General features: G+C 74.9%; 2 protein-coding genes and 1 pseudogene. All 3 read left to right on the top strand.

Translation table 11 applies throughout. From position 1 onward, the window contains the following. The coding region (locus EAO70_RS08545) for an ADP-ribosylglycohydrolase family protein (RefSeq protein WP_187283799.1) at positions 1–446 on the top strand (446 nt) is incomplete at its 5' end. Beyond that, positions 341–1688 (top strand): annotated as a pseudogene (locus tag EAO70_RS08540) (ADP-ribosylglycohydrolase family protein). The gene EAO70_RS08545 and the pseudogene EAO70_RS08540, both read left to right, overlap by 106 nt. Beyond that, positions 1685–2264: PfkB family carbohydrate kinase (locus tag EAO70_RS08535; RefSeq protein ID WP_261992758.1), on the top strand; the 580-nt coding region annotated here is incomplete at its 3' end. The pseudogene EAO70_RS08540 and the gene EAO70_RS08535, both read left to right, overlap by 4 nt.

Here is a 2264-nt window from a genome sequence, read left to right as displayed (position 1 = left end):
GGGTCACCTCGGTGATCGCGGCGGCGCTCTCGGCAGTCCCGATGGACTCGTGGACGGCGCGGTCGCTGCGGCGCGCGGTGGTCGCCGCCCAGCGCGTCCAGCCGGACCCGCTCACCCGCGAGCGCCAGGTCCGTCCACGGGTAGCCGCCGATGACGACCGCCGAGCGGACCTGGCGCCGGAGGCGGTGGGARTGGCGTTCGGCGCCTTCGCGGCGGCCCGCGGGGACTTCCGTACGGCGGTCCTGACGGCCGTCAACATGGGCCGCGACGCCGACACGACGGCGGCGGTCGCGGGCGCGCTGGCGGGAGCGGCCGGCGGACTGCGGTCGATCCCCGAGGAATGGGCCTCGGCCATCACCCCCGTCACGGGCAGCTGCCTGCCGTCGATGCGCGGCTACCACGTCCTGGACGTGGCGGACCTTCTGACCCCGGAGGGGGAATCCTGATGAACGACGACAGGACGACCGTGGCGGCGGCGACGGTGGGCGACGCGTACGCGGCCGGGGGCGAGGCGTTGGCCACCGCCGGGGGCGACGGATTGGCCACGGCGGCGGGCGAGATCGCCCCCTCCGGGGGCAACGCAGTCGCCACCACCGTGAGCCACGCCCCCGCCCGCCCACCCCTGGAACCGCCGCTCCGCCCCCACCTCGCTCGCCGAGAACATCGACGGGATGCCCGAGGACGACGACCTCAACTACCCCCTCCTCAACCTGCTGCTGCTCCGGCGCCACGGCCGCGGCTTCACCACCGCCGACGTCGCCCGCCTCTGGCTCGACGAACTCCCCGCCGGCCGCACCTTCACGGCCGCCCACCCCTGGAACCGCCGCTCCGCCCCCACCTCGCTCGCCGAGAACATCGACGGGATGCCCGAGGACGACGACCTCAACTACCCCCTCCTCAACCTGCTGCTGCTCCGGCGCCACGGCCGCGGCTTCACCACCGCCGACGTCGCCCGCCTCTGGCTCGACGAACTCCCCGCCGGCCGCACCTTCACGGCCGAGCGGGTGGCCTACCGCAACCTCCTCGACGGGATCGAACCCCCGCTGACCGCCGTCCACCGCAACCCGTTCCGTGAGTGGATCGGCGCCCAGATCCGGGCCGACGTCCACGGCTGGACCCGGCCCGGCGACCCGGCCGCCGCCGCCGAGCAGGCGTACCGGGACGCGACCCTCACCCACACGGCCAACGGCGTCTACGGCGCCATGTTCGTGGCCGCCACCCTCGCCACCGCCGCCACCGGCACCGCCGACGTACACCGGTCGCTCGCCGGGGGCCTCGCCGTGATCCCACCTCACTCCCGCCTCGCCCGGGCGGTCCGCCGCGGGATCGCCCTCGCCCGCGACACCCGTGACTTCGACACCGTCGTCGACCGCCTGCACCTCGAACTCGGCGGGTACCACTGGGTGCATGCCGTCCCCAACGCCGCCCTGCTCGCCGCCGCCCTCACCCATGCCGACGGCGACTTCACCCGCTCCATCGGCGCGGCGGTCTCCGGCGGCTGGGACACCGACTCGAACGGCGCCACCGCCGGTTCGGTCGCCGGGCTGCTCGCCGGCCACCCCGACCGGCTCCCCGAGCACTGGACCACCCCCCTCAAGAACCGGCTCGCGACCTCCGTCCCGTCCTTCGACGGCATCGGATTCGACACCCTGGCCGAACTGACCCACCGGGAGGCAGTACGCCCATGACCAGCATCGTCGTACTCGGCAGCACCAACATGGACCTCGTCGCCTACGTCCCGAGGGCGCCGGCCCTCGGCGAGACCGTCACCGGACGCTCCTTCCGCACGATCCCCGGTGGCAAGGGCGCCAACCAGGCCGTCGCCGCCGCCCGCGCGGGCGCCGAGGTGTCGATGATCGGCGCGGTCGGCGCCGACGACTTCGGCACCCGGCTGCGGGCCTCCCTCGAACACTGTTCCGTCGACACCGACCTCCTGCGCACCGCCGAGGGCCCCTCCGGCACCGCGCACATCGTCGTCGACGACGAGGGCGGCAACGCGATCGTCGTCATCCCCGGCGCGAACGGCACCGTCACCTCGCTGGACCACGGCGACGAGGCCCTCATCGGCACCGCCGACGCCCTGCTCCTCCAGCTCGAACTCCCCCTCTCCGTCGTCGTGGAAGGCGCCGCGACCGCCCGCCGCCTCGTGCTCGTTGGGCACCAGCAGGTCGACGGAGGCGAGCAGTTCGGGCGGCAGCGGCTGGGCGGGGGCGCTCACCGGCCTCACCGACCCCCGCGAGGCGGCCCTCGCCCTGCTCCGCGAC

Source organism: Streptomyces sp. adm13(2018) (genome assembly GCF_008042145.1).
Taxonomy (GTDB): domain Bacteria; phylum Actinomycetota; class Actinomycetes; order Streptomycetales; family Streptomycetaceae; genus Streptomyces.
This window is presented reverse-complemented; position numbering and strand designations above follow the sequence as displayed.